The organism is Bradyrhizobium sp. CCGUVB14 (assembly GCF_024199935.1).
Classification (GTDB): Bacteria; Pseudomonadota; Alphaproteobacteria; order Rhizobiales; family Xanthobacteraceae; genus Bradyrhizobium.
Genome location: NZ_JANADS010000001.1, coordinates 961,484 through 984,301, shown reverse-complemented (window position 1 = coordinate 984,301; position 22,818 = coordinate 961,484). Strand labels below are relative to the sequence as shown.

Sequence of the window (22,818 nt, the reverse complement as noted above, 5' to 3'; positions counted from 1 at the left end):
CTGGCCAGGGAAAGTGGAGGGTCAAAAGAGAAAGAGCCGGGTCCATCGACCCGGCTCCAGTGACGTCGTCCTGAGATCAGGACGCCTTCTTCTTACGCAGCGCATCGACGAACTTGATCAGCTCGATCGTGCCATCCCAGTCCTTGGTGGTGGCGTGATTAAAACCCTTCTTCTGGCCGTCCTGGAGGCGATCGAACGCCGCCTTGTCCTTCGCAGGCGCGTCGAAGAAGGCCTTCGCGATGGCCGCCTTGGCGTCATCCGGCAGGTCGGAGTTGTAGGCGTAGGGACCGTTGATGATCGGTGCCGACTTGTGGATGATCCGGAAATCGTCCTTCTTCATCGCCGAACCGTCGGCATTCTTCAGCATGCCCTTGGTCAGCATCTGCGCCAGCGTCGAATCGTCGTCGGTAGTCCACTGGTTGGCCGCGACGTCGACCGTGCCCTGCGCCAGCGCCAGCATCGCGTTCTCGTGGCTGCCGGTGAAGACGACCTTGCTGAAATAGGTGTCGGCATCCGGGATGCCCATCTTGTCGAGCTCGAAGCGCGGCACGTTGTTGCCCGACGTCGAGTTCGGATCAACGAGGCCGAGGTTCTTGCCCTTGAGGTCGTCGACCTTCTTGTAGGCACTGCTCGCCTTGACGAAGAACACCGAATAATAGCCGGTCGAGCCGTCGGCATTGATGTCGTTGGCGAAGGCGTCGGTCTTGACGCCGGTCAGGCGGGCGCGCGCGAACGATGCCGAGCCGTAGCTCGCGATCTGGATGTTGCCGGCGCGCTGGCCCTCGATGACGGCGGCGTAGTCGTTGGCGATGCGCAGCGTGACCTTCACGCCCAATTCCTTGGAGAGATAGCTCATGAACGGCGCCCAGCGCTCGGTAACGCCGGAGGCGTTCTCGGCCGGGACGACCGCGAAGGTCAGCTCGGGATACTTGGCCTTCCAGTCCTCGGCTGAAGCGGAAGCGGTGAACGCGAGCGCGGCGGCGCCGGCAAGAACCAGTCTGCGAGTGATCATGATACCCTCTTCATCGGTTGGGGTCGGTTGACGCGAAACAGGAAATTCAACAGGCGCGGCTCAGGCGGCGGCCGCCGTTCCAAGCGCCGGGATGCCATCGGGCGCCGAAGCAGGCGTACCACCCATGACGTCGGTGGCTTCAAGATCGTAGAGCTCACGCGCGACAAGGTCGGTCAGCGCGGACGGCGCGCCGTCGAACACCACGCGGCCTGCCGACATGCCGATCAGCCGGTCGCAATAGCTGCGCGCCAGGTCGAGCGAATGCAGGTTGCAGAGCACGGTGATGCCGAAATGCTTGTTGATGCGCAGCAGCGCATCCATGACGATCTTGGTGTTGCGCGGATCGAGCGAGGCGATCGGCTCGTCGGCGAGGATGATGTCGGGCTGCTGCACCAGCGCCCGCGCGATCGCAACACGCTGCTGCTGGCCGCCGGAGAGCTGATCGGCGCGCTGGGCAGCGAGCGAAGCGATATCGAATTGCTCGAGCGCGGACATCGCCAGCGCCTTGTCCTGCTCCGGCCAGGTCTGCGTCAGCGAGCGCCAGGCCGGCATGGTGGCGAGGCGTCCCATCAGCACGTTGGTCAGCACGTCGAGCCGGCCGACGAGGTTGAACTGCTGGAAGATCATCGCAGATCGCGCCCGCCACTGCCGCAACTCTTTGCCGCGCAGCGCGGTGACGTCGAGACCGTCGAACAGGATGCGGCCCTGCGTCGGCGTCGCCAGACGATTGATCATGCGCAGCATGGTCGACTTGCCGGCGCCCGAGCGCCCGATCACGCCGACGAAGCCGCCGGGGGAGATTTGAAACGAAGCGTCGTCCACCGCGGCTTTTGCGCCGAAGCGGCACGTCAGACCTTCAACCACCAGCATGCAGGGCTCCAGAGTAGCTGGAGCCCACCGCTATCCCCGGCGCTTGACACTTGTGTGACATGCGCGATGCGGTGCGGCGATCCAACACACCTCATCCCCTGTCATTGCATCGTCATGACATTGTCATCGAGCCGCTCGAAGACGAACGCCTCGCCCTCAAGCTTTCGGACGCAACATGGCCGGCAAAGTGCTTTCGGTTGAACCGACCATCGATCCCTCGGCGAAGCTGCACGAGACCCGGCTCGGGGCCTATACCGAGGTCGGCGCGCGCACCATCCTGCACGAAGTGGCGCTGGGCGATTACTCCTACGTCGTCAACGACGCGCAGATCACCTACACCACCATCGGAAAGTTCTGCTCGATCGCGGCGATGACGCGGATCAATCCCGGCAATCATCCGATGCATCGCGCCACGCAGGCGCACTTCACTTACCGCTCCAGCGCCTACTTTCCGGGCGAGAGCGACGACACCGAATTCTTCGACTGGCGGCGCCAACATCACGTCCATATCGGCCATGACGTCTGGATCGGCCATGGCACAGTCGTGCTGCCGGGCCGCAACATCGGCACCGGCGCGGTGATCGCGGCCGGCGCCATCGTCACCAAGGACGTGCCGGCCTATACCATCGTCGCCGGCAATCCGGCGCGCATCGTGCGCCGCCGGTTCTCGGAAGAGGTTGCCGGACGGCTGGCCAGGCTGGCATGGTGGGACTGGGATCACGACAAATTGCGTGCGGCGCTGCCTGATTTCCGCAAGCTCGCGATTGAAGATTTCCTGACGACATATGAAGCAGGGGTACATTCCCCTGCCAGCAAACGAAGCCCGGTCGCGTGACAGACATTTTCATCGAGGGTGGCCGGACCCTGATCGGCTCCGAGCTCACCGAGACCTCCCTTGCAGTATCGGGAACCGACATCGCGCAGATCGATGCATCTCGCGGCCGCGCACGGCTGGCGATCGACGCGCGCAATCTGCTGGTGCTGCCCGGCATCGTCGATCTGCACGGCGACGCCTTCGAGCGGCAGATGATGCCGCGCGCCGGCGTCGACTTTCCGATCGACGTCGCGCTCGCCGACACGGATCGCCAGGTCATCAGCAACGGCATCACCACGGTGTTCCACGCCACGACCTGGTCGTGGGAGCCCGGCCTGCGCAGCGGCGACAATGCAAGGCGCCTGCTTGAGGCGATCGAGCGGCAGCGCCCGCATTTCGCCGCCGACACCCGCTTCCACCTGCGGCACGAGACCTATAATCTCGATGCCGAGACCGAGATCGTCCAATGGCTGGCCGAGGGCCGCGTCGACCTGTTCGCCTTCAATGACCACATGGATGGAGTCGTCGCCGACATCTCCAATCCACGCAAGCGCAACCGCATGGTGGAGCGCACCGGGCTATCGAGCGAGGATTTCGACAAGCTCGTCGCGCGGATCGTGTCGCGTGCAGCCGACGTTCCGGCATCCATCACCCGTCTCGCTGCTGCGGCGCGTAGCGCCGAAGTGCGGATGCTCTCGCATGACGATGCGACCCCGGCGATGCGCCGGGACTTTCGCGCCATGGGCGTGACGCTCGCCGAATTTCCGGTCAACGAGGAGACGGCGCGCGAAGCCGCGGATCACGGCGACGCCATCGTCTACGGCGCGCCGAACGTCGTGCGTGGCGGCAGCCACACCGGCTGGACCAGGGCCTCCGACATGATCGCCAAGGGGCTCTGCTCGGTGCTGGCGTCCGACTACTACTATCCGGCGCCGCTGCTCGCTGCGTTCCGCCTAGTCGCCGACGGCGTGCTGCCGCTTAACGAGGCCTGGAAGCTGATCTCGTCGGCACCGGCGAAAGCCACCGGCCTGACCGATCGCGGCACGCTCGCCGCGGGCCGTCGCGCCGACATCCTGCTGGTCGACGACAGCGTGACGCTGCGGCCGCGGCTGATCGCGGTGATCGCCGCGGGCAAGCTCGTGCATCTCACCGATGCGAGCCGGCTGCTTGGCACAGCGGCGACGCCGCGCGAGACTGTCGTTGCGGCATAAATTGGCTATGCTCCGGCAATGACAGGTTTTCCCCGCTACGCGATCTATTTTGCCGCCGGCGCCGACAATGCGCTGTCACGCTTCGGCGCCGAGTTGCTTGGCTATGATGCCTATGCGGACGACGAGGTTTCGTTTCCGCAAGGCGCTCTGGATGTCGCGCCGGACTGGCGCGACATCACCGCCGATCCCCGCAAATACGGTTTTCACGGCACGCTGAAGGCGCCGATGGCGCTGGCATCCGGCAGGACCGAGGCTGAGCTCAGCGCGGCCTGTGCGACATTCGCCGAGAAGGCGCGGCCGATCCCGGTGATCCGCCCCGTGGTCGATGCCATCAGCGGGTTCATCGCCGTCATTCCAGCCGAGCCGGTCGACGCGCTCCAGCAACTGGCGGCCGACTGCGTCCGCGATTTCGATTCATTTCGTCCGGCCCTGACCGCGGAAGATCGCGCGCGGCGGAAACCCGAAAAGCTCAGCGAGCGACAGCGCGAGTATCTCGACCGCTGGGGCTATCCCTACGTGATGGAAGAGTTTCGTTTCCACATGACACTCACGGGACGGCTGGATGCGGAACGCCGCAGGCCAATTCTGGAGATGCTGCGGGCACGGTTTGCGGCGCTGAAGCTCGAGACGCTCGCGATCGATCGCATTACGCTGTTCAAGCAGGATGATGCCAAGGCGCGCTTTCGCATCATCGGCGAGTGGGCTCTGGCGCATATGGATCTCAACGCCAGCTCACGAGATTGAAGGCGAGCGCCACCGCGCCGACCAGAACCAGGCTGGTCGCCCAGACTGCATCCAGATTGAACCAGCTTCGCGAGATGAACTTCAATCCCAGATAGCGATAGACCAGCCACGCCAGACATCCGCCGGCGCTGACCATGGCGGTCACGTGCACCACGGACACCAGCAACATCATCCCCAGACTTGCCTTCATCAGCGCGCCCGCCGCCTGATGGCCGGCATCGAGCTCGAAGGCCTGACAGAGTCCGAGATAAATCGGCACGAGCATCAAGGCGGCGCCGTGAGCAATGGCCACAGCAAATGACCAGAGCCCCAATTGCGTCGGCGGAATTCGTGCCAGCGCACGGGGATGGCGCCGCGCCATCAGCTGATAGATGCCGAAGCCAATGACGAGAAGGCTCGCGATGAGCTGGATTGCACGCTGCCACTCGGCGAGGACGAGCAGGAACGCGAATGGCAGGAGCACGAAAAGTGTTGCCAGGAGATGCCCGGCCGACAGCGCCCACAACGCGCGAAAGAGCGCGCGCGGGCTCTTGTCCATGAGCCCGGCCGAAACGGCGAGCGGCCATCCCATCCCCGGATTGACCCCGTGATAGAGACCGCTCGCAACAAGAGCGAGCCAGAGCCAGCCAAACGCGAGGCTCGTGTGCCCCCAATCTAGACCGACGGGTAGCAAAAGGAGTCCGTCGAACAATCGCCGCCCTCGAGCCTGATCTGGTGCGCACGATATCCGTCGGGGAAGCTCACGAAATAGTCCTTGGCGAGCTCGAGGCCGCCATTGCGACCGACATTGGCCATGACTTCCACGCCCGGAACTCCCTCGGGATAGAACTGGTCGTCCCAGGTGGAATAGAGCGAGTTGGTCCAATACACGCGCCTGCCGTCGCGGCTGATCTCGACCATCTGCGGACCTGCCGCAAAGGTCTTGCCGTTCGGATGGGGCGTGCGGCGCGCGATGCCGCCGATGTGGACGGAGCCCGCAAGCTTCGGTTTGCGCGGATCACTGACGTCATACTGGCGCATTTCACCCGTGCCCCAGCACGAGACATAGAGAAACCGATCGTCCATCGACAGGTCGATGTCTGTCACCAGTGGCGGCACGGCGCCAAATCCCTGGAGCAGCGGCGGCAGCTTCTCCTTCGGCGCTGGTTCGGGAGGGATCGTCGCCGTCTTTTCGGCATGGAATTTTCCGCCCTCGCGCCACCAGGTCCAAATCGATGCTTCGAGATTGGTGGTGTCGACCACGACGCCGACGAAGCCGTACTCGCGAACCGGATCGTGCGCGGGCCGTACCTCCAGCGCCATCTGATGATTGGCGCCGAGGTCGATGGTTTGCACGTTGCGCCGGGCGCGGAGATCCCAGAAATGGAGACGATGGCCATATTTGTTCGCGAGGAGATCCTCCGGGACGATCCCGTTCTCGAACTGCGGCGGCAACGCCCATTCGCTCGTCACCATGTAATCGCGCGGCAGATTCCACCAGAAGTCATAGTGCAGCGTCTGCGGGCCACGATCGATCTCCCACCGTCCAAGGACCTCGAACGTCTCGCAATCCATGATGAAGACGCCTGGAGGTCCGTTGGTGCCGTCTTTGCCGCCGCCGCCGAGCGTGCTCACATAGATGCCGTCCGGCCCGCAATGGATCGTGTGCGGCCGCGAGTAGCCGGTCTTCTTGAAGACTTCCTCTGGTTCGATGATCTTGTGGATTTTGGCTTGGGTCGGATCGGGCTTGGTATCGATGATGTAGATCCGCGACGAGCGTATCCCAGGGATGACGAGATAGCGACGCTCGATGAAGGCGTGTCCGGCGAGCGGCGACAAGGCGGACGAGCAGGCATTCCAGCCGAAGTGATGAAACTCATCACCCTTGTTAGGCATCGTCACGGTGTGGACGATTTGACTGTAAGTCGGCGATCCCGGCTTGACGTCGACGACCGCGAGAGCGTCCGGCTTTGAGAAATCCGGACTGAGCAGCAAGGTGTAGGCAAAGTTCTCCGCAAGCGCTTCCATCGCAAGCTTGGGCGATGCGTGAAAGGTGGGATCCGGCCTCATCGTCATGGCACTGCCTCCCTGTTCTGTCGGTTCGCGCCAACCTGGCTCGGGATAACGGCATAATGAAGAGGTGTTACGCGATGTCTTGAGATGCTCCGCAGGCGTGTTGGCAGCCGTACAATATGTCATCACCGCGCTACGGGAAACCGCCCGAGCCGCGTTAATTCGACGCTTTCAGTCAGAATGGGCTGATGGATGGGCTGGAGCGTGTCCCGCACAGGCGCGCTTGCGGGACGACAGCGGAGTGCGCAGTCTCGTGGGGTGGGCAAAGGTGCGAAGCGCCGTGCCCACGTCCTTTCTCGATAATACGCAGGTCGTGGGCACGCTACGCTTTGCCCACCCTACGAGAGCTTACGCGTTGAGAGCTCCTCGCAATGACGCTGGAGAGCCTTACTTCCCCCAGCGCAGCGCCAGAGCGTCACGCTCCTTGGCCAATTCCAGCAATCCCGCCCGCGTCGCCGGATGCAGCGGCTGCAGCGGATGGCGCACAGCGTCCGACTTGATCACGCCGCCGGCCTGCATCATCGCCTTGCAGGCGATCAGGCCGCATTGACGGTTCTCGTAATTGATCAGCGGCAGCCAGCGCTCATAGGCGGCCTTCGCCTTCTCCCGATCGCCCGCGAAATAGGGATCGATGATCTGGCGGATGCCGTCGGGATAGCCGCCGCCGGTCATCGCGCCGGTCGCGCCCGCGTCGAGATCGGCCATCAGCGTGATCGCCTCCTCGCCATCCCAGGGGCCCTCGATGTCCTTGCCGCCCGCCTCGATCAGGCTGCGGAGCTTTGACGCCGCGCCCGGCACCTCGATCTTGAAATAGCGGATGTTGCCGAAGTCGCGCGCCAGCCGCGCCAGCAGCTCGACCGACAGCGGCGTGCCCGCGACCGGCGCATCCTGAATCATGATCGGGATATTGATCGCGCCCGAGAGCACCTTGAAGAATTCGACGATGCCCTTCTCCGGCACCCGGAAGGTCGCACCATGATAGGGCGGCATGACCATGACCATAGCCGCGCCGGCGGCCTCAGCCTGCTGGCTCCGCGCCGCACACACCGCCGAGCTGAAATGCGTGGTGGTGACGATCACGGGCACGCGGCCGGCGACATGCTCCAGCACCGCATGCATCACGGTCTCGCGCTCGGCGTCGGTCAGCACGAACTGCTCGGAGAAATTGGCGAGAATGCAGATGCCATGCGAGCCGGCATCGATCATGAAGTCGATGCAGCGGCGCTGGCCGTCCAGATCAAGCTCGCCACGCTCGTCGAAGATGGTCGGCGCGACCGGGAACACGCCGCGATAGGGGCGCTGGGCCTTGTGGGGGGTGACCGCCATCGAAATTACTCCCTGTCGTCCTGCCGTTAGTTTTGATACGCCCGCGGGCATGCTTGGTACCGCTACCATTTACAGGCCGCAGGCACCCACGGCAATGCCGATCCGCTTGCCGTTGGAACAAGGAATGAAAGCCTAGGCGGTCTTCACCGCGCCAAGGAAGCCCTCGACCGCGACCCGGAGACGGTCGGCATCGGCCGACATCTTGGTCACGGACTGGGACAGCACCGAGCCGGCGTTGCCGGTCTCCTGGTTGAGCTTGGCGACGCTGCCGATGGTATCGGTAACCTCGCGGGTGCCCTGGGCGGCGTGCTGGAAGTTGCGCGAGATTTCGGTGGTGGCCGCACGCTGCTGTTCGACGGCGGCGGCAATCGCGGTCATCTTCTCGTCGATGCCGCTGATGGCACCGCCGATCGAGCGGATGGCGGCGACCGCCTGCCCGGTCGCGCCCTGGATCTCCTCGACCTGGCGCGAGATTTCCTCGGTCGCGGTCGCGGTTTGCGCTGCGAGACTCTTGACCTCGCCGGCAACCACCGCGAAGCCTCGGCCGGCTTCGCCGGCGCGCGCCGCCTCGATGGTCGCGTTCAAGGCGAGCAGATTGGTCTGGCCGGCAATGGCATGGATCATCTTCACGACTTCGCTGATGCGGCCCGCGGTCTGGTCGAGGATCTCGACGGTGGCGTTGGTCTGCTCGACCTGCGACACCGCTTCGCGCGCATCGCGTGCGCTGGACTGCACCTGCGCCGAGATTTCTCCGACGGAGGCCGAGAGCTCCTCGGTCGCAGCCGCGATGCTCTCGAGATTGTTGGTGGCCTGCTCGGCGGCAGAGGAGACCGCAGCCGTCTGGCTGCTCGATTCCGACACCAGCGTGCGCACATCGGTCGCGGTCGCATCGAGCTCCCTGGTCGACGCCGCGACGCTCTGGATCACCGCCTGAACGGTGTCGTCGAAACTGCGGCATGCGTCGTCGACGGTACCGGAGCGGGCGAGTTGCAGGGCCTGCTGCGATTCGCGTTCCTGGCCCAGACGCTCCGCGGTCGCCGCGCTCTCGCGCAGGCTTTCGAGAGCGGCCGCCATGGTACCGAATTCGTCGGGATAGCGGGATTGCGGAACCGGCGTCGCATAATCGCGGGCGCTGATCCGGGCGATGGCGTCGAGAATGGCGCGAACCGGGCGCATCAGGCGATTGCGCACGACATAGACGCCGGTGAGCGTCACGGCGAGCGCGACGAGGAACGCAAGCGACTGCACCACGAGATTGGTCAGTGCCTTGGCCTGCACCGTCTCGGCGCGCGCGATCGACTGGTCGAGTGCCTTGGTCGCGACCGCGACGATCAGCGGGAACGGCGACTGGCAGAGCGTATTCCATTCCGACGCGGGCATCGCCGGCTTGCCGCTGCCGTCAAAGCTCTTGGTGAGATCACCGATCTGCTTGAGAACGCCGTCGGTCTTGGCCTGCGCCTCCTTGGCCGCGGTGACCAGTTCCGACGTCACGTCGGGCGCCGCCAGGAGCTCGGCCATGCCGGCCCAGCCGGAGGCGATGGTGCCGTCCCACTGCGCCAGTGACCGCTTCTGGGTGTCGTCGAGCGGCTTGCTGCTGTTGACGTTCGAGCGCAGCACCGAGCAATGAATGCCATAGCGGTCACGCACCTGCCAGGCGAGGCGACGGACCTGGATCATGCGGGCAATGAAGGGATCGTTCATCCAGGCGCGGTTCGACACTGCGGTGGAGGCGAGGTTCGCGGTGTCGATGACCTTGGTGACGGCGTCGTACCACGAATTGGTCCGCTCGATCTTGCGCTCGGCGCGCGGGCGCTTGGCCTCGTCGTAGAACAGCTGGAATTGCGGGGCGGCCTCGCCCCAGCGCTGCGTCAGTGTGCTGGCGAGTTCATCGCGACGGGCGAAATCAACAGTGGCGAGCGCAGCATTGATGCCGTCATAGCCACCCAACTCTGCCTTCTCGGCTTCGGCGAGTTTGGCGCGCGGATCGTCCTCGCCGAGGATCGCGCTCTGGGCATCGCCGCGATTGTTGCGCAGGGACAGCACGCCGTGGAAGATCGCCTTGTCGGCCGCGGCAAGCCGCGCGGTCTCGAGACTGTCGCTGTAGCGACCGAAAGCTCCGACCATCTGGATCGCCGTCGAGGCAAGCGCACCGGCCGCCAGCAGGGCCATCAGGGTCAGGAGAAGCGAGCTTACCGATTTCTTAAACATTGCCATGAGTCACAAGGGGCCTACTTCCAGGAGAGGCCACCTTGCATCGCGACATGCCAATGTTCAGTTAAGGTTTTAGTCAAATGCCGGGAATTCCCCGGTTTGCCAAACCTTTAATCAGGCTCCGACGTCACGAAACCTTCGTGAAGTCAGGCGGACGCCGCTCCGCGAAAGCCGTGAACGCCTCGCGCGCCTCCGCCGTGCGCAGGCGCTGCGCGAACTGCTCGCCCTCCGCCAGCATCTGCGCCACCAGCGCCTCGCCGTTGCGCATCAGCTTCTTGGTTGCCGTGAGCGCGCCGGCAGGCTGCCTGGCAAGACGCTGAGCGAGCGCAAGCGCCTCGGCATCGAGCTTGTCGAGCGGCACCACGCGGTTGGCCAAACCCCATTCCAGCGCGGCCTTGGCCGGCACGGTCTCGCCGAGCGCAAACATCTCATAGGCACGGGCATAACCGATGCGTGCCGGCATCAGCAGGCTCGATGCGGCTTCCGGTACCAGCGCGAGACTGACGAAAGGCGTCGACAATTGGGTGTTGTCGGCGAGCACGACGAGATCGCAATGCAGGAGCATCGTGGTGCCGACGCCGACGGCGCGGCCTTGCACCGCTGCGACCAGCGGGCGGGTGCAGCGCGCCAGCGACTGGATGAAGCGGCCGACATTGCGGCTGCCTTCGGACTTGCCCGACGCGACGGCCGCAAACTCGCCAACATCATTGCCGGCGGTGAACATGTCGCCCTCACCGCGGAATAGGATCACGCGCACGGATGGGTCGGATTCGGCGGATTCGATGGTGTCGGCGAGCACGCGATACATCGCATCCGTCAGCGCGTTCTTCTTGTCGGGACGCGCCAGCGTGAGCGTGAGAATTCCGGCGTTATTTTCAACTCGCACATGCTCGGTCATGAATGTCTCCTCTTAGTCCTCTGGATCTCTTGTGAAGGCTCTCTTGGAAACTTGTCCTGAATGCTGGTCAGCCAGCGCGCGACGATGTCGATCTCCGCGCTGGTAAATCCTTCCGTCAGCGCTGCGTTGACGGCAGCCGCCTCGGTCTTGGCCTGCGCCAGCACGGAGCGGCCCTTCGGCGTCAGCCATACCCGCCAGGCGCGGCCGTCCGCACGATCGGCGCGTCGTTCAACCAATCCCGCCGCCGCGCTGCGATCGACCAGGCCCGAAATGCCGGCCGGGCCGAGATCGAGCGCGGCACCGACCTCGCCGATGAGGGCACCATCCTGTTTGCCGAGAATGAACAGCAGTCCCGCCTGCGCCGGCGTCACTTCGCGCAAAGGCTGTGCCGCCATCCAGCGCTGCAACCGCCGCTGCGCGACGCTGAGCAGATAGATCAGCCGATGGTGCCTCGCCTCGGGCGATTTATTTCGCATGCGAAGTATATAATATAGGTCCGGCGAGATGTCAAAGCCTGCGGCCGCTAGCTCGACGCCCCGCGACAGCCGTCAAGCAGGATCGCCGCGCATATCCGCGCTCGCTTCTCGATCTCCTTGCGCGAGGGCAATGTCAGGCTCGCATAGATCGCGGCGCGCTGCGGCGCCGACACCATCATCCCAATCATCATGCCGGCGGCTTCATCGACGTTGTCGAGCGCGATCCGCTTCTTCCTGACTTGGTCGCGCAGCCAGCCCGCGAGCGCTGCCGCGGTGCGGGCGATGCCGTCCCTGTAGAAATTCGCGGCAAGGTCGGGGAACGTGGCCGATTGCTGCAACACCATGCGCTGCAGCGCCACGACCTCCGGATCGAGCGCGAGATCGGCGCAGGCGACGAGAACGGCAGCCAGACTCGTTTCGATGTCGGCCTGATTGTTGGCCTGGAGATTGACGTCGGAGAGCAGCCGCTCGAGCCGATCCGCGCACATCGCTTCGAACAGCGCCGCCTTGCCCGGAAACAGCCGATAGAGCGTCTTGGTGGAGATGCCGGCGCCGCGCGCCAGCTCTTCGGTACTGGTGGCAGCGTAGCCATCGACGGCAAAGGCATGCCGCGCGGCTTCGATGACGATCCGCTTCGTCTCGTCGTCGCTGCGCACCGGCGGCCGTCCGCGCGGGCGGCTCTCTGATGACGGTTTTACCTGAGCCATGTTTTTAGATGATGCCTGTCATTCCATTGACTATCCCAAAGCTAGTCCTATTTTGGAAATCGTCAAGTTTCCTAATTCAGGGAGGCGGCCATGACCGTCCACACCAACCCGTCAAAGACAGAAGCCACCGTGGTCCCGCCCCCCGGGCTGGAGGGCGTCCTGCCCGCCCAGCCGCAACCGGCGCGACGCCAAAAGCTGAACCTTCGCAAGCTGTTGCTGGTCGGTGTCGCAGCTGCGGCGCTGGCCGGTGCCAGCTGGTACGGCTACGATTACTGGACCGTCGGCCGGTTCCTGGTCTCCACCGATGACGCCTATGTGAAGGCCGACAACACCACCATCGCGCCGAAGGTCAGCGGCTATCTCGACCGCGTTCTGGTCGGCGATAACGAGCATGTGAAGGCAGGCCAGGTGCTGGCCCGGATCGACGACCGCGACTTCCGCGTCGCGCTCGACCAGGCCAAGGCCGATGTCGCCGCCGCGAATGCGACAATCACGAGCAAGCAGGCGCAGCTCGATGTGCAGGATGCGGTGATCGCCGCAGCCAGGGCGACCATCGATGTCGACACTGCCGCAAAGACCTTCGCGCAGCAGGAGAACAAGCGCTACACCGATCTCGCCGCCACGGGCTATGGCAGCGTGCAGAACGCGCAGCAAGCGCAGTCGCGCAATGCCGGCGCCGACGCCGCGATCCAGCGCGACACCGCCAATCTCGCCTCCGCCCTCAAGCAGGTCGAGCTCCTGAAGGCCGAGATCGCGCAAGCCAACGCAGCCGCCGCTCGTGCCGCCGCGCTTCAGCATCAGGCCGAGCTCAATCTCGGCTACACCACCATCGTCTCGCCGATCGACGGCGTCATCGGCAACCGCACACTCCGCGTCGGCCAGTTCGTGCAGGCCGGCACGCAGCTGATGTCGATCGTGCCCGCCGAAGGCGCCTATGTCGTGGCCAATTTCAAGGAGACCCAGCTCACCCATGTCCGCGCCGGACAAGAGGTCGAGATCGAGGTCGACACGTTCCCGGGCCAGGTGGTGCACGGCCACGTCGACTCCATTGCGCCGGCCAGTGGCCAGGAGTTCGCCCTGCTGCCGCCCGACAACGCCACCGGCAATTTCACTAAGATCGTGCAGCGCATCCCCGTGAAGATCGCGCTGGATGCCGAAACGCAGCCTGCGATCGAGCTGCGGCCCGGCATGTCCGTGATCCCGACGATCGCAACCCGTTCAGCGCCGACCGCGCAAGCGACAACGACGCCTAAAGCAACATCCAGAGCGAAGCTTGTTTCCGGAGGGTCGTGCCATGTCAAACAGCCTCTCAATCTCGACGCCCGCAACATCGACCGCGACGCCTGAGCGCGTCGCAGCCGATCCCAACCGCGCGAGCGCCACGGTCTGGATCGCCGTCTTCGCGGCGATGATCGGCGCCTTCATGGCGATCCTGAACATCCAGATCACCAACGCCTCGCTGCTCAACATCGAGGGCGGCATCGGCACCGGCGTCGACAACGGATCCTGGATCTCGACGTCGTATCTGATCGGCGAGATCATCGTGATCCCGCTGACCGACTATCTGTCGCGGGTGTTCTCGTTCCGGAACATCATGCTGAGCTTCGCGACGCTGTTTGCAGCGTTCTCGGTGGCCTGCGCCTTCACCCACGATCTGCCATCGATGATCGCGATGCGCGGCTTTCAGGGCTTCTTCGGTGGCGTGCTGATTCCCATGGCCTTCACGCTGGTCTTCACCAAGCTGCCGAAGGGCCAGCAGCCGATCGGCCTTGCCATGTTCTCGCTCGCCGTGACCTTCGCGCCCGCGATCGGCCCGACCATCGGCGGCTATCTCACCGAGAACTACGGCTGGCAGACCATCTTCTTCGTCAACGTGCTGCCCACCGCGGTCATGGTGGCGATCCTGTTCGCGACCCTGGAGCGCCAGCCGATGAATCTCGCCCTGCTGCGTGAGGGCGACTGGTTCGGCATCGCGACCATGGCGGTTGGCCTCGCCTCCCTCCAGGCCGTGCTCGAGGAAGGCAACAAAGACGACTGGTTCGGCTCGCCCTTCATCGTGCGGCTTGCGATCATCGCCGCGGTCAGCCTGTCGCTGTTCATCTATAATGAGCTCGTGGTCGAGAAGCCGCTGCTGCGCCTGCGCCTGCTGACGCAGTGGAATTTCGGCGTCGGCACGATCGCCGCGGTGTTCCTCGGTTTTGCCCTGTTCGGCTCGGTCTACCTGCTGCCGGCCTATCTCGGGCAGGTACAGGGCTACAATGCCGAGCAGATCGGCAACGTGCTGGCCTGGACCGGCCTGCCGCAGCTGCTGCTGATCCCGCTGGTGCCGAAGCTGATGCAGCGGTTCGACACCCGCTATATCGCGACGGTCGGCCTGCTGCTGTTCGCCGCGAGCTCGTTCATGAACATCATGATGTCGCTCGATTACTCCGGCGATCAGTTCTTCATCCCCAACGTCGTCCGCGCCGTGGGTCAGGCCCTCACTTTGGCGCCGCTGTCCGCGCTCAGCCTCGGCAGCGTCGCGCCGCAGGATGCGCCCGCCGCCTCCGGCATCTCCAACATGATGCGCAACCTCGGCGGCGCCATCGGCACCGCGGTGCTGGCGACCATCGTCACCAAGCGCGAGCAGTTTCATTCCAACATCATCGGCCACTCCGTGACGCTCGGCCGCGAGGAAGTCCGCAGCCGCATCGCGCAGATGACAGACTACTTCATCGCCCATGGCGTGCCTGACCCCAACGCCGCGCGCGAGCAGGCCATCATCGCGCTCGGCAAGACGGTGAAGCGCCAGGCGCTGGTGATGGGCTTCTCCGACACCTTTGCGGTGATCGGCGTGGTGCTGGTGCTCGCCGCGATCGCGGTGCTGCTGACGCGCCGGGTGAAGGCCGCCGGTGGCGGCGGCGCGCACTAACGCCTCAGAGAACGAACCACCGAATTGTCGCGGCCGTCACGCTTGACGGCCGCGCCTTTTTATGTTCCCTATTTGTTCATATCGACTATAGGTTGCGTAAAGGGATATTCCATGAGCGATACTCAGGTCGCCGACCTGCCGGCCCAGCTTGTCCTGCACGGCGACGAAGATACTCCGCGTGCATTCATCGTTGATCTGTTGCGTCGCGTCTTCGGCAAGTCAGAGAGTGAAGCCGACTCCGTTTTTGCCGACATCGAGAGGCATGGCGCGGCAGCCTGTGGTCCCTATCCGTCATCCGTCGCTGGCGCCCTGCTGGAATCCGCACGGCGGCGCGTCGCGTCCGCCGGCCACCAGCTCGATATCACAAGCGAAACGGTGAAGCCTTGCTGCGAGCTTTGCGGCCAGCCTAAAGCGCAATCGGAAGCGCAATTAGTCAATCGCACAGCGTGGCTCTGCGCCGATTGCATGCTCGCTGCAGCAAGCGCGTCGCAGGATCTGCCCTCGGAGGAGTTCAATTACACGTTTGGAGTCTTGAATTGGCACTTCGCTGACGTGCCGCTGAGAGAGTTGGTGACGACGGTACACCAGTTTCCCGGCCACATGCGGGCAGACGTCCAGGCCGCTCTCGACAGATTGTTAGCGTCACCGGTCCGCCTGTTAGGTATCGCCGAGGACCGCGGTTACGAAACGCTATCCATGTCGCGATTGATGCAGAACGACAATTTCGCGGCCGCAATCGCACCGCTTCAGTACAACGACGTTGATATCGGCGAACCGACACCGGCTAAATGCCTCGGCAATGGTCTTTGGCTTTGCGCGACCTCAGGCCTTCGCTATGCAGTGCTTCTGGCCATTCATCGGGAATATGGCCGCGAGACTGGCGTGCGGATCGAAATCATGGCGCCGGCCGGGGCTGCGGGCTCGACACTTGTCCAGCAGTGCTTCACCGCACTGGAGGACGCCGTTCAGGCCGCGCGCACCTACCGCGGCAAGATTCTCTCTCTCGATGCCGATTCCGATTATCGCGGGCGTTCGCGCGGGATCACGGTGCACCGGCTTCCGTCGGTCGGTCGCGATGAGGTGATCTTGCCTGAACAGACATTGCGGCTACTTGAGCGCAACGTCCTGAACTTCGTGGGCACACGGGACATGCTGCGCCGCCTCGGGCAATCGACCAGGAAAGGCATCTTGCTCTACGGCCCACCCGGTACGGGCAAGACTCACACGATCCGCTATCTCGCGACCCATCTACCCGGGCATACGACGCTGATCATCACGGCAGAGCAAATCGGCTTGCTCGGCGCCTATATGAATCTCGCCCGCCTCTTGCAGCCCGCCATGGTGGTGATCGAAGACGTCGATCTGATCGCACGTCAACGCGAGAACATGAGCGGCTGCGAGGAACCGCTACTCAACCGGCTGCTCAACGAGATGGACGGCTTGAAGCAGGATGCTGACATCCTGTTCGTGCTGACCACCAATCGGCCTCAGCAGCTTGAGAGCGCTCTCGCGGGTCGCCCCGGCCGCATCGATCAAGCGATCGAAGTGCCGCTCCCTGACGGGACCGGCCGCGCCAAGCTGGTCCGGCTCTACGGCAAGGGACTGCCACTCGACGACGCCGTCGTCGCGGAAGCGGCAAGACGCAGCGAAGGCACGAGTTGCGCGTTCATCAAGGAGTTGATGCGACGGCTGGCACAAGCGAGCATCGCGCGCGACGGCGGCAACTCGGTAACGTCAGCCGATATCGACGAAGCGCTCGACGACATGCTGTTCTCCGGCGGCCGGCTCAATGCGCAATTGCTCGGCGGCGCGCAGGCCATGGCGGCGGGGTAAATCCACCGCCGCCATGTTCGCATTGCGGCTACGGTGCGCAGCTGAAGCTGGCGGCCTCCGTCACAGGACCGGATTTGTAGTGCGGCCAACCCGGCCAGCGGCACAGCGGCATCGCGCGCGTCACTGCGAATGACGGTGCCTCGACCTTCTGCTCGGCGACCTCCAAATCGCCCGGCGCCGTGCCCTTCTCGACCCAGTCGACCAGCGCGCTCAGCATGTCGACATTGGCCGGCGCGCCGGAGCCGACATGGTCGACGCCGGGGGCGGTGTAGAGCCGCGCGAACTCGGCGGTCTCGGCCTTGCCGAGCTTGCGCTCGACGCTCTCGAAATAGCGGATGCCGGCATAGGGGCTCTGCGCGTAGTCCGCCATGTGCTCGAGCATGATCAGCCGGCCGCCGCGGGCGCGGAAGCGGCTGAGATCGGGATCGGTCGAATCCATCAGGCTCGAGACCTCGAGCAGCCGCGCCTTGTGGTCCTCCACCTTGTAGGTGGTGACGTCGAGCTTGGGATCACGCGCGAACACGTATTGAATGCCGCCGGCACCGTAGATCCAGGCGATACCGTTGTTGGGCGCTGGCGGCTGCGCCGGCGGCGCGGCGCCGAGCCACCACGCCATCCAGCCGCCGGTCGGCCCGATCGCCGGCGTATCCTCACCCGACACGCCCCAGCCCGGATAGTCGTCGAGACCATTAGCGAGCGGGAACGGGAATTTGTAGGTGGCATGCAGCGTGTCGATCGCCTTGATCTGGGCGTCGGTGAGGCACTGATCGCCGCTCTTGCCGTCGGCGCAACGCAATGTCTCGACCTTGAACGCCGCCTTGCAGCCGACAGGATCCTGCACCAGCGCATCGTCGGATCCGTCCGCCCTGTCGCAGGCCGCGCGCACGGCATCGCCCACGAGATTGACCTGCGCTGGATTGATCCAGCCCGCTCCCATGGTGACGAGACCGGAGCGGGTGCCCGCATGCTGCAGGCCGACCCAGTTGATGACGGGCACGCGCGCGAAGATCCCGTCGAAATCGTCGGGATAACGCTGCGCCATCGTGAGCGCTTCGCGGCCGCCTTCGGACGAGCCCATGAAGTACATTTTTTCGGGCTTCTTGCCGTAAGCCTGCTGCATCAGCGCGACCGCGGCGTCACGCACCTTCTTGTAGGCGCGGTGGGCAAAATTCTCGAACGCTTCGTCATTCAACGCGAACAACTGCGGCGGCTCGCCGGGCTTGGACTCATGACCGGAATCGGTGCCGTAGGTGACGAAGCCGCGCGCGAGTGGCGACGGCTTGTCGAAGGGATAGGCCGGCGGCAAAGCGAGGCCGGTGATCAGCACGCCGTTGAAACCGCCGCCGCCATATTGCACCGAGCGCCCGTTCCATTCGACCGGCAGATTGACCTGGAATTTGACCGGCGGCGCCTTGGGATCCACGGACTCGATATGACCGAGCACCTTGCAGAAGGCGGGATTGGCCGGCGTGACGCGTCCCGCCGGCGTCGGCCCGCGCTCGGCGACAGCGAGCTGAGACGCGGCCTGCAACGTTGCGGTGTCGATCTTGACGGCGTCAGTGCCGCCGGCGAGACCTTTGCAGACGGTATCCGCATCCTCCGGCAACGTCGCCGCCAATGCGGCGGTCGCGCCGAACGTGACTACCGCGCCTGCGAGCAATGCACACAGTCTCGCATCCATTCGCGCCATCGTTTCCTACCCTTGCTTTTGTTCGTTCCGACAGAGGGACGCATTGAAAGCGACCTTCACGGGCGCGTCAATTCATTGACTTTTGTGTCCAGATCAGAACGATCCCAACACGCTGCCCAAGGCGATCACGGCCACCAGCGCCAGCAGCGACGTCACTATGCCGACCATCACGATGTCCAGATAGCTGTCACGATGGGTCAGGCCGCAGATGGCGAGCAGGCTGACCACCGCGCCGTTATGCGGCAGAATGTCCAGCGTTCCCGAGCCGATCACCGCGACACGATGCATCAGCGCAAGATCGATGCCCGTGCGCGCGGCGAGCTCGACATAGGTCTGGCCGAGTGCGTCCAGCGCAATGGTCAGGCCGCCCGACGCCGAGCCGGTCAGCGCCGCCAGGATGTTGGTCGCGACCGCGAGCGAGACCAGCGGACCGCCTTCGATCGCGAGCACCCATTCGCGAACCAGCGCGAACGCCGGCAGCGCGGCGACGACCGCGCCAAATCCGACCAGGCTCGCGACGCTAAACGCCGGCAGCACCGACGCATTGGCGCCGGCATCCATGGTCTGCCGCAATTCCGGCAGCCGTGCCCAGTTCAACGCGATGGTCGTGACGATCGCCGCGGTCAAGGCGACCGCGACCGACCACACGCCCGCGACGGCGGCCAGCGACGTGTTGCCGAAGCGCTCCTCGGCCAGATAGGCGACGTCGAGCCGCGGCAACACCACCAGCGACATCAGGAGATTGACCGCCACGACGACGACCAATGGCAGGACGGCACTCAGAACCGGTGACGGCTGATCGCTACGACGGCCATGCTGCAACTCCGCCGGATCGAACTCGCGCGCCGTCGTTGCGCGTTCACGCACGAGTTCGTCGGATGCCGCGCGCTCTGTCGCATCCTCGACGTCATCGCCATAGCCCTCCCCGGCACGCCGGGCCTTGGCCTCGGCGCGATGCAGCCACCACAATCCCGTGCCGAGCATGATGAGAGAGGCGACGATACCCAGGCCCGGCGCCGCAAAGGGCGTCGTACCGAAGAACGGCATCGGGATCGCATTCTGGATCGACGGCGTGCCCGGCAGGGCCGACATCGTGAAGGTCGACGTCCCCAGCACGATCGCGGCGGGAATCAACCGGCGCGGAATGCCAGCTGCGCGGAACAGCGACCGCGCCATCGGGGCGATAACGAAGAAGGCAACGAACAGGCTGACGCCGCCATAGGTGACGAGTGCGCCTGCCAGCACGACCGCGAGAATCACGCGGCGCTCGCCGAGACGCTTGGCCATGAAGGCGGCGACCGACGTGACCGCGCCGCTATCGTCCATCAGTTTGCCAAAGACGGCCCCGAGCAGGAAGATCGGGAAGAACTGCGCCAGAAATCCCGCCGCGTTCACCATGAATACCTGGGTCAGGTTCGCCAGCAGCGGCTCGCCGCCAAACCGCGCGGCAACGAGCGCAGCGACCGGCGCGAGCAGCAGCACGCTCCAGCCGCGAAAGGCAAACAGGACGAGCAGCCCGAGCCCGACGAAGAGGCCAAGAAGCCCCATGCCTCAGCACTCCGCCAGGAGGACATCGAGATCGGCAGTCGATTGCCGGCCGATATCCATGCCGTGTTTGGCGAGGAACGCCTCCGCGGCGACGCGTCCCTCGGCACGCAGCATCGAGACGAACTCCCATTCCGCATTGAGCTTTGACGATGCGCCGAACTTCGCCAGCATGTCGCTCTTGATCCGGTGTGTCCGCATCTTCGCCCAGCGCGCGCCCTCGCCGCTGCCGGGATCAGCCGCCTGTCGCAGCAGCGCGATCATCCGCAGCTCCTTCATCAGCGGTGAGTTGAAGGAAATCTCGTTGAGGCGGTTGAGGATCTCTGCGGCGGTTCGCGGCTCATCCATCCGCTCGGTCGGATTGATCTGGACGAGGATGGTGTCGTGCGCGTCGCTCTCGCGGACCAGCGGCGTGATGGTCGGGTTGCCGGCATAGCCGCCGTCCCAATAGGGCTCGCCGTCGATCTCGATCGCGCGAAACATCGTCGGCAGGCAGGCCGATGCCAGCAGCACATCCGCCGTGATCTCGGCGTTGCGGAAGATCCGGCCGCGGCCGGTACGCACGCGCGTCGCGGTGATGAAGAGCTGGATCGGCGAGCGCGCGAGCCGCTCGAAATCGACGCTCTCGGCCAGCACCGCGCGCAGCGGATTGTAGCCGGTCGGGTTGAGATCGTAGGGCGACAGCACCCGCGACATCAGGTCGGTCAGGATGTAGAAGGGCGAGGTATCGAGCGTCCAGCGCCCCATCAGCCGATCGAGTGGCGAGCGCTGCAGCGGGCTGAAGGCCGCGGCCTTCGAGACGCGACGCCAATATTGCTCCAGAGCGTCACGCGCGCCCTCGGCGCCGCCGGCCGTCCAGCCATCCGCCAGCACCGCCGCATTCATCGCACCCGCGGAGGTTCCGGAGATTGCGGCGATGGTGAGCCACTTCTCCTCCAGCAGGCGCTCGAGCACCCCCCAGGAGAAGGCCCCGTGCGAACCGCCACCCTGAAGCGCGAGATCGATCAGTACGGCGTCTCGTTCCATGGCGGATACTCACGCGACTGAAGCTCAAATTCGACGTGATTTGCAGCACGCCGAAGATGATACGGACAGTGTAATGAGCTTACGCCGCGGAATGCAACCGGAACGTGACGTCGGGCTAGTGCTCGAACACCAGCCGCGCGCCGATTGTGCCTTCGAGCGCCCGGATCTGCGCCAGCAGCGCGCCTGAATCCTCGCCGCCGAGATCGGCGTCCAGCACGACATAGCCGAGATCGCCCGCGGTCTCCAGATATTGTGCGGCGATGTTGATGTCGCGCTGGAGGAACACCTCGTTCAGGCGGCGCAGCATGCCCGGCACGTTGCGATGGACGTGGCTGAAGCGCACGCCGGAGGGACGCAAATGCAGCTGCACCTCCGGGAAGTTCACCGCGCCCATGGTCGATCCCGTGATGAAATAGTCGACCAGCTTGCGCGCCACTTCGCCGCCGATGCGCTCCTGCGCCTCTTCGGTCGAACCGCCAACATGCGGCGTGAGGATCACGTTGCCGAGGCCTTGTACCGGGCTCTTGAAACGCTCCGAATTCGAGGACGGCTCGACCGGAAACACGTCGATAGCGGCACCGGCAATGTGTCCGTCACGCAAAGCACCGGCGAGCGCATCAAGATCGACCACGGTGCCGCGGCTGTTGTTGATCAGGAACGAGCCTGATTTCATCGCCCGCAGCTCCTTCTCGCCGATCATGCCTGATGTCTCGGGCGTCTCCGGCACGTGCAGGCTGACCACGTCGCTCTGTGCGAGCAGCTCTTCGAGCTTCTCGACCGGCTCGGTATTGCCATGGCGGAGCTTGTCGGTGCGATCGTAGTAGATCACCCGCATGCCCATGGCTTCCGCAAGCGTCGAGAGCTGCGAGCCGATATTGCCGTAGCCGATGATGCCGAGCGTACGGCCGCGCACCTCGCGGCTGCCGGCCGCGGATTTGTCCCAGCCGCCGTCATGGGCCGACACCGAGCGCGGAAAGATCTGCCGCAGCAGCATCACGATCTCGCCGATCACGAGCTCGGCGACGCTGCGCGTGTTGGAGAACGGCGCGTTGAACACGGGAATGCCTCGCTTGCGCGCCGCCAGGAGATCGACCTGATTGGTGCCGACGCTGAAGCAGCCGACCGCGAGCAGCCCGTCGGCGGCTTCCAGCACCTCGTCGGTGATCTGGGTACGGGAGCGGATGCCGAGCAGCGACACGCCCTTGAGCGCCTGCCGCAGCGCCTCACCGTCCAGCGCCTTGGTCAGACGCTCGACATTGGTGAAACCCGCGCTCTTGAACAGATCAACGGCGCTGTCGTTGACACCTTCAAGCAGCAGCGCCTTCGCGCTCCGCTCAGGGCTTTGGCCTGGGGCTGGCATAATATCTCCATGAATGGCGGCTTTGCCGCAGCACATAGACCGCCGGCGACGCACAGCACAATAGGGTTTGGATATGGGATTTCGCTTCGCTCCGTCCAGGTGACGCACTAAAAGCATACCGAACCGCCGGAA

Annotated in this window: 19 protein-coding genes; 6 read left to right on the top strand and 13 right to left on the bottom strand. The window is 64.7% G+C overall.

Going from position 1 to position 22,818, the window contains the following annotated elements:
• Nucleotides 1–76: 76 nt before the first annotated feature.
• Nucleotides 77–1,012: a phosphonate ABC transporter substrate-binding protein gene (phnD, locus tag NLM32_RS04665; protein ID WP_254128093.1), complete on the bottom strand. Its 936-nt coding sequence runs from the start codon at nucleotides 1,010–1,012 to the stop codon at nucleotides 77–79.
• Nucleotides 1,013–1,072: 60 nt separating this feature from the next.
• Nucleotides 1,073–1,882: a phosphonate ABC transporter ATP-binding protein gene (gene phnC / locus NLM32_RS04660; RefSeq protein WP_254128092.1), complete on the bottom strand. Its 810-nt coding sequence runs from the start codon at nucleotides 1,880–1,882 to the stop codon at nucleotides 1,073–1,075.
• A 175-nt stretch (nucleotides 1,883–2,057) separates the two neighbouring features.
• Here phnC and NLM32_RS04655 point away from each other — a divergent pair, with 175 nt between their 5' ends.
• The 3 genes from NLM32_RS04655 to NLM32_RS04645 are packed head-to-tail and all read left to right on the top strand — an operon-like array spanning nucleotide 2,058 to nucleotide 4,651.
• Nucleotides 2,058–2,717 (top strand): chloramphenicol acetyltransferase, encoded by a 660-nt coding sequence (locus NLM32_RS04655; protein WP_254128091.1) that lies wholly within the window; start codon nucleotides 2,058–2,060, stop codon nucleotides 2,715–2,717.
• Nucleotides 2,714–3,907, top strand: a complete 1,194-nt coding sequence (locus NLM32_RS04650; protein WP_254128090.1) for an alpha-D-ribose 1-methylphosphonate 5-triphosphate diphosphatase — start codon at nucleotides 2,714–2,716, stop codon at nucleotides 3,905–3,907. The genes NLM32_RS04655 and NLM32_RS04650 overlap by 4 nt, the downstream gene beginning before the upstream one ends.
• Nucleotides 3,908–3,925: 18 nt before the next feature.
• On the top strand, nucleotides 3,926–4,651 hold the full coding sequence (locus NLM32_RS04645) for a DUF1045 domain-containing protein (RefSeq protein ID WP_254128089.1): 726 nt from the start codon (nucleotides 3,926–3,928) through the stop codon (nucleotides 4,649–4,651).
• Here NLM32_RS04645 and NLM32_RS04640 read toward each other — a convergent pair.
• From NLM32_RS04640 to NLM32_RS04610, 7 genes are all read right to left on the bottom strand, one after another.
• Complete coding sequence (locus NLM32_RS04640) at nucleotides 4,629–5,222, bottom strand: hypothetical protein (protein ID WP_254135211.1); 594 nt, start codon at nucleotides 5,220–5,222, stop codon at nucleotides 4,629–4,631. The two genes, NLM32_RS04645 and NLM32_RS04640, sit on opposite strands and share 23 nt — an antisense overlap.
• A gap of 83 nt (nucleotides 5,223–5,305) precedes the next feature.
• Nucleotides 5,306–6,706 carry a selenium-binding family protein gene (locus tag NLM32_RS04635; protein WP_254128088.1) on the bottom strand — a complete coding sequence of 467 codons (1,401 nt, stop codon included), beginning with the start codon at nucleotides 6,704–6,706 and terminating at the stop codon, nucleotides 5,306–5,308.
• Nucleotides 6,707–7,090: 384 nt separating this feature from the next.
• On the bottom strand, nucleotides 7,091–8,029 hold the full coding sequence (locus NLM32_RS04630; RefSeq protein WP_254128087.1) for a dihydrodipicolinate synthase family protein: 939 nt from the start codon (nucleotides 8,027–8,029) through the stop codon (nucleotides 7,091–7,093).
• A 132-nt stretch (nucleotides 8,030–8,161) separates the two neighbouring features.
• On the bottom strand, nucleotides 8,162–10,243 hold the full coding sequence (locus NLM32_RS04625; RefSeq protein ID WP_254128086.1) for a methyl-accepting chemotaxis protein: 2,082 nt from the start codon (nucleotides 10,241–10,243) through the stop codon (nucleotides 8,162–8,164).
• Between the two features lie 124 nt (nucleotides 10,244–10,367).
• Nucleotides 10,368–11,138 (bottom strand): enoyl-CoA hydratase, encoded by a 771-nt coding sequence (locus tag NLM32_RS04620; RefSeq protein WP_254128085.1) that lies wholly within the window; start codon nucleotides 11,136–11,138, stop codon nucleotides 10,368–10,370.
• Entirely contained in the window at nucleotides 11,135–11,614 is a 480-nt protein-coding gene (locus NLM32_RS04615) for a MarR family winged helix-turn-helix transcriptional regulator (RefSeq protein ID WP_254128084.1), read from the bottom strand. The genes NLM32_RS04620 and NLM32_RS04615 overlap by 4 nt, the downstream gene beginning before the upstream one ends.
• Nucleotides 11,615–11,661: 47 nt before the next feature.
• Nucleotides 11,662–12,270: a TetR/AcrR family transcriptional regulator C-terminal domain-containing protein gene (locus NLM32_RS04610; protein WP_254128083.1), complete on the bottom strand. Its 609-nt coding sequence runs from the start codon at nucleotides 12,268–12,270 to the stop codon at nucleotides 11,662–11,664.
• Between the two features lie 141 nt (nucleotides 12,271–12,411).
• On the opposite strand from NLM32_RS04610, the gene NLM32_RS04605 reads away from it, so the two are divergent.
• The 3 genes from NLM32_RS04605 to NLM32_RS04595 are packed head-to-tail and all read left to right on the top strand — an operon-like array spanning nucleotide 12,412 to nucleotide 17,065.
• Complete coding sequence (locus tag NLM32_RS04605; protein WP_254128082.1) at nucleotides 12,412–13,668, top strand: HlyD family secretion protein; 1,257 nt, start codon at nucleotides 12,412–12,414, stop codon at nucleotides 13,666–13,668.
• Complete coding sequence (locus NLM32_RS04600; protein ID WP_256568211.1) at nucleotides 13,616–15,232, top strand: MDR family MFS transporter; 1,617 nt, start codon at nucleotides 13,616–13,618, stop codon at nucleotides 15,230–15,232. The genes NLM32_RS04605 and NLM32_RS04600 overlap by 53 nt, the downstream gene beginning before the upstream one ends.
• A 42-nt stretch (nucleotides 15,233–15,274) precedes the next feature.
• A complete protein-coding gene (locus NLM32_RS04595) occupies nucleotides 15,275–17,065 on the top strand; it encodes an ATP-dependent Clp protease adaptor ClpS (protein ID WP_254128081.1) in 1,791 nt (596 codons plus the stop codon).
• Nucleotides 17,066–17,093: 28 nt separating this feature from the next.
• Here the strand turns inward: NLM32_RS04595 and NLM32_RS04590 are convergent, their stop codons facing one another.
• The 4 genes from NLM32_RS04590 to serA form a co-directional block, all read right to left on the bottom strand.
• Entirely contained in the window at nucleotides 17,094–18,755 is a 1,662-nt protein-coding gene (locus NLM32_RS04590; protein WP_254128080.1) for a tannase/feruloyl esterase family alpha/beta hydrolase, read from the bottom strand.
• A 93-nt stretch (nucleotides 18,756–18,848) separates the two neighbouring features.
• A complete protein-coding gene (locus NLM32_RS04585) occupies nucleotides 18,849–20,303 on the bottom strand; it encodes a GntP family permease (RefSeq protein ID WP_254128079.1) in 1,455 nt (484 codons plus the stop codon).
• Between the two features lie 3 nt (nucleotides 20,304–20,306).
• Entirely contained in the window at nucleotides 20,307–21,326 is a 1,020-nt protein-coding gene (locus NLM32_RS04580; RefSeq protein WP_254128078.1) for a patatin-like phospholipase family protein, read from the bottom strand.
• A 115-nt stretch (nucleotides 21,327–21,441) separates the two neighbouring features.
• Nucleotides 21,442–22,686, bottom strand: coding sequence for a phosphoglycerate dehydrogenase (gene serA / locus NLM32_RS04575; protein WP_254128077.1), 1,245 nt, complete (start codon nucleotides 22,684–22,686; stop codon nucleotides 21,442–21,444).
• Nucleotides 22,687–22,818 lie beyond the last annotated feature (132 nt).

What these genes read in the sequence shown, in the direction of transcription:
- phnC (WP_254128092.1), bottom strand. Translation starts at nt 1,882, where the DNA reads ATGCTGGTGGTTGAAGGTCTGACGTGCCGCTTCGGCGCAAAAGCCGCG.
- NLM32_RS04615 (WP_254128084.1), bottom strand. Translation starts at nt 11,614, where the DNA reads ATGCGAAATAAATCGCCCGAGGCGAGGCACCATCGGCTGATCTATCTG.
- NLM32_RS04645 (WP_254128089.1), top strand. Translation starts at nt 3,926, where the DNA reads ATGACAGGTTTTCCCCGCTACGCGATCTATTTTGCCGCCGGCGCCGAC.
- NLM32_RS04585 (WP_254128079.1), bottom strand. Translation starts at nt 20,303, where the DNA reads ATGGGGCTTCTTGGCCTCTTCGTCGGGCTCGGGCTGCTCGTCCTGTTT.
- NLM32_RS04605 (WP_254128082.1), top strand. Translation starts at nt 12,412, where the DNA reads ATGACCGTCCACACCAACCCGTCAAAGACAGAAGCCACCGTGGTCCCG.
- NLM32_RS04600 (WP_256568211.1), top strand. Translation starts at nt 13,616, where the DNA reads ATGTCAAACAGCCTCTCAATCTCGACGCCCGCAACATCGACCGCGACG.
- serA (WP_254128077.1), bottom strand. Translation starts at nt 22,686, where the DNA reads ATGCCAGCCCCAGGCCAAAGCCCTGAGCGGAGCGCGAAGGCGCTGCTG.
- phnD (WP_254128093.1), bottom strand. Translation starts at nt 1,012, where the DNA reads ATGATCACTCGCAGACTGGTTCTTGCCGGCGCCGCCGCGCTCGCGTTC.
- NLM32_RS04655 (WP_254128091.1), top strand. Translation starts at nt 2,058, where the DNA reads ATGGCCGGCAAAGTGCTTTCGGTTGAACCGACCATCGATCCCTCGGCG.
- NLM32_RS04640 (WP_254135211.1), bottom strand. Translation starts at nt 5,222, where the DNA reads ATGGGATGGCCGCTCGCCGTTTCGGCCGGGCTCATGGACAAGAGCCCG.
- NLM32_RS04590 (WP_254128080.1), bottom strand. Translation starts at nt 18,755, where the DNA reads ATGGCGCGAATGGATGCGAGACTGTGTGCATTGCTCGCAGGCGCGGTA.
- NLM32_RS04630 (WP_254128087.1), bottom strand. Translation starts at nt 8,029, where the DNA reads ATGGCGGTCACCCCCCACAAGGCCCAGCGCCCCTATCGCGGCGTGTTC.
- NLM32_RS04625 (WP_254128086.1), bottom strand. Translation starts at nt 10,243, where the DNA reads ATGGCAATGTTTAAGAAATCGGTAAGCTCGCTTCTCCTGACCCTGATG.
- NLM32_RS04580 (WP_254128078.1), bottom strand. Translation starts at nt 21,326, where the DNA reads ATGGAACGAGACGCCGTACTGATCGATCTCGCGCTTCAGGGTGGCGGT.
- NLM32_RS04620 (WP_254128085.1), bottom strand. Translation starts at nt 11,138, where the DNA reads ATGACCGAGCATGTGCGAGTTGAAAATAACGCCGGAATTCTCACGCTC.
- NLM32_RS04635 (WP_254128088.1), bottom strand. Translation starts at nt 6,706, where the DNA reads ATGACGATGAGGCCGGATCCCACCTTTCACGCATCGCCCAAGCTTGCG.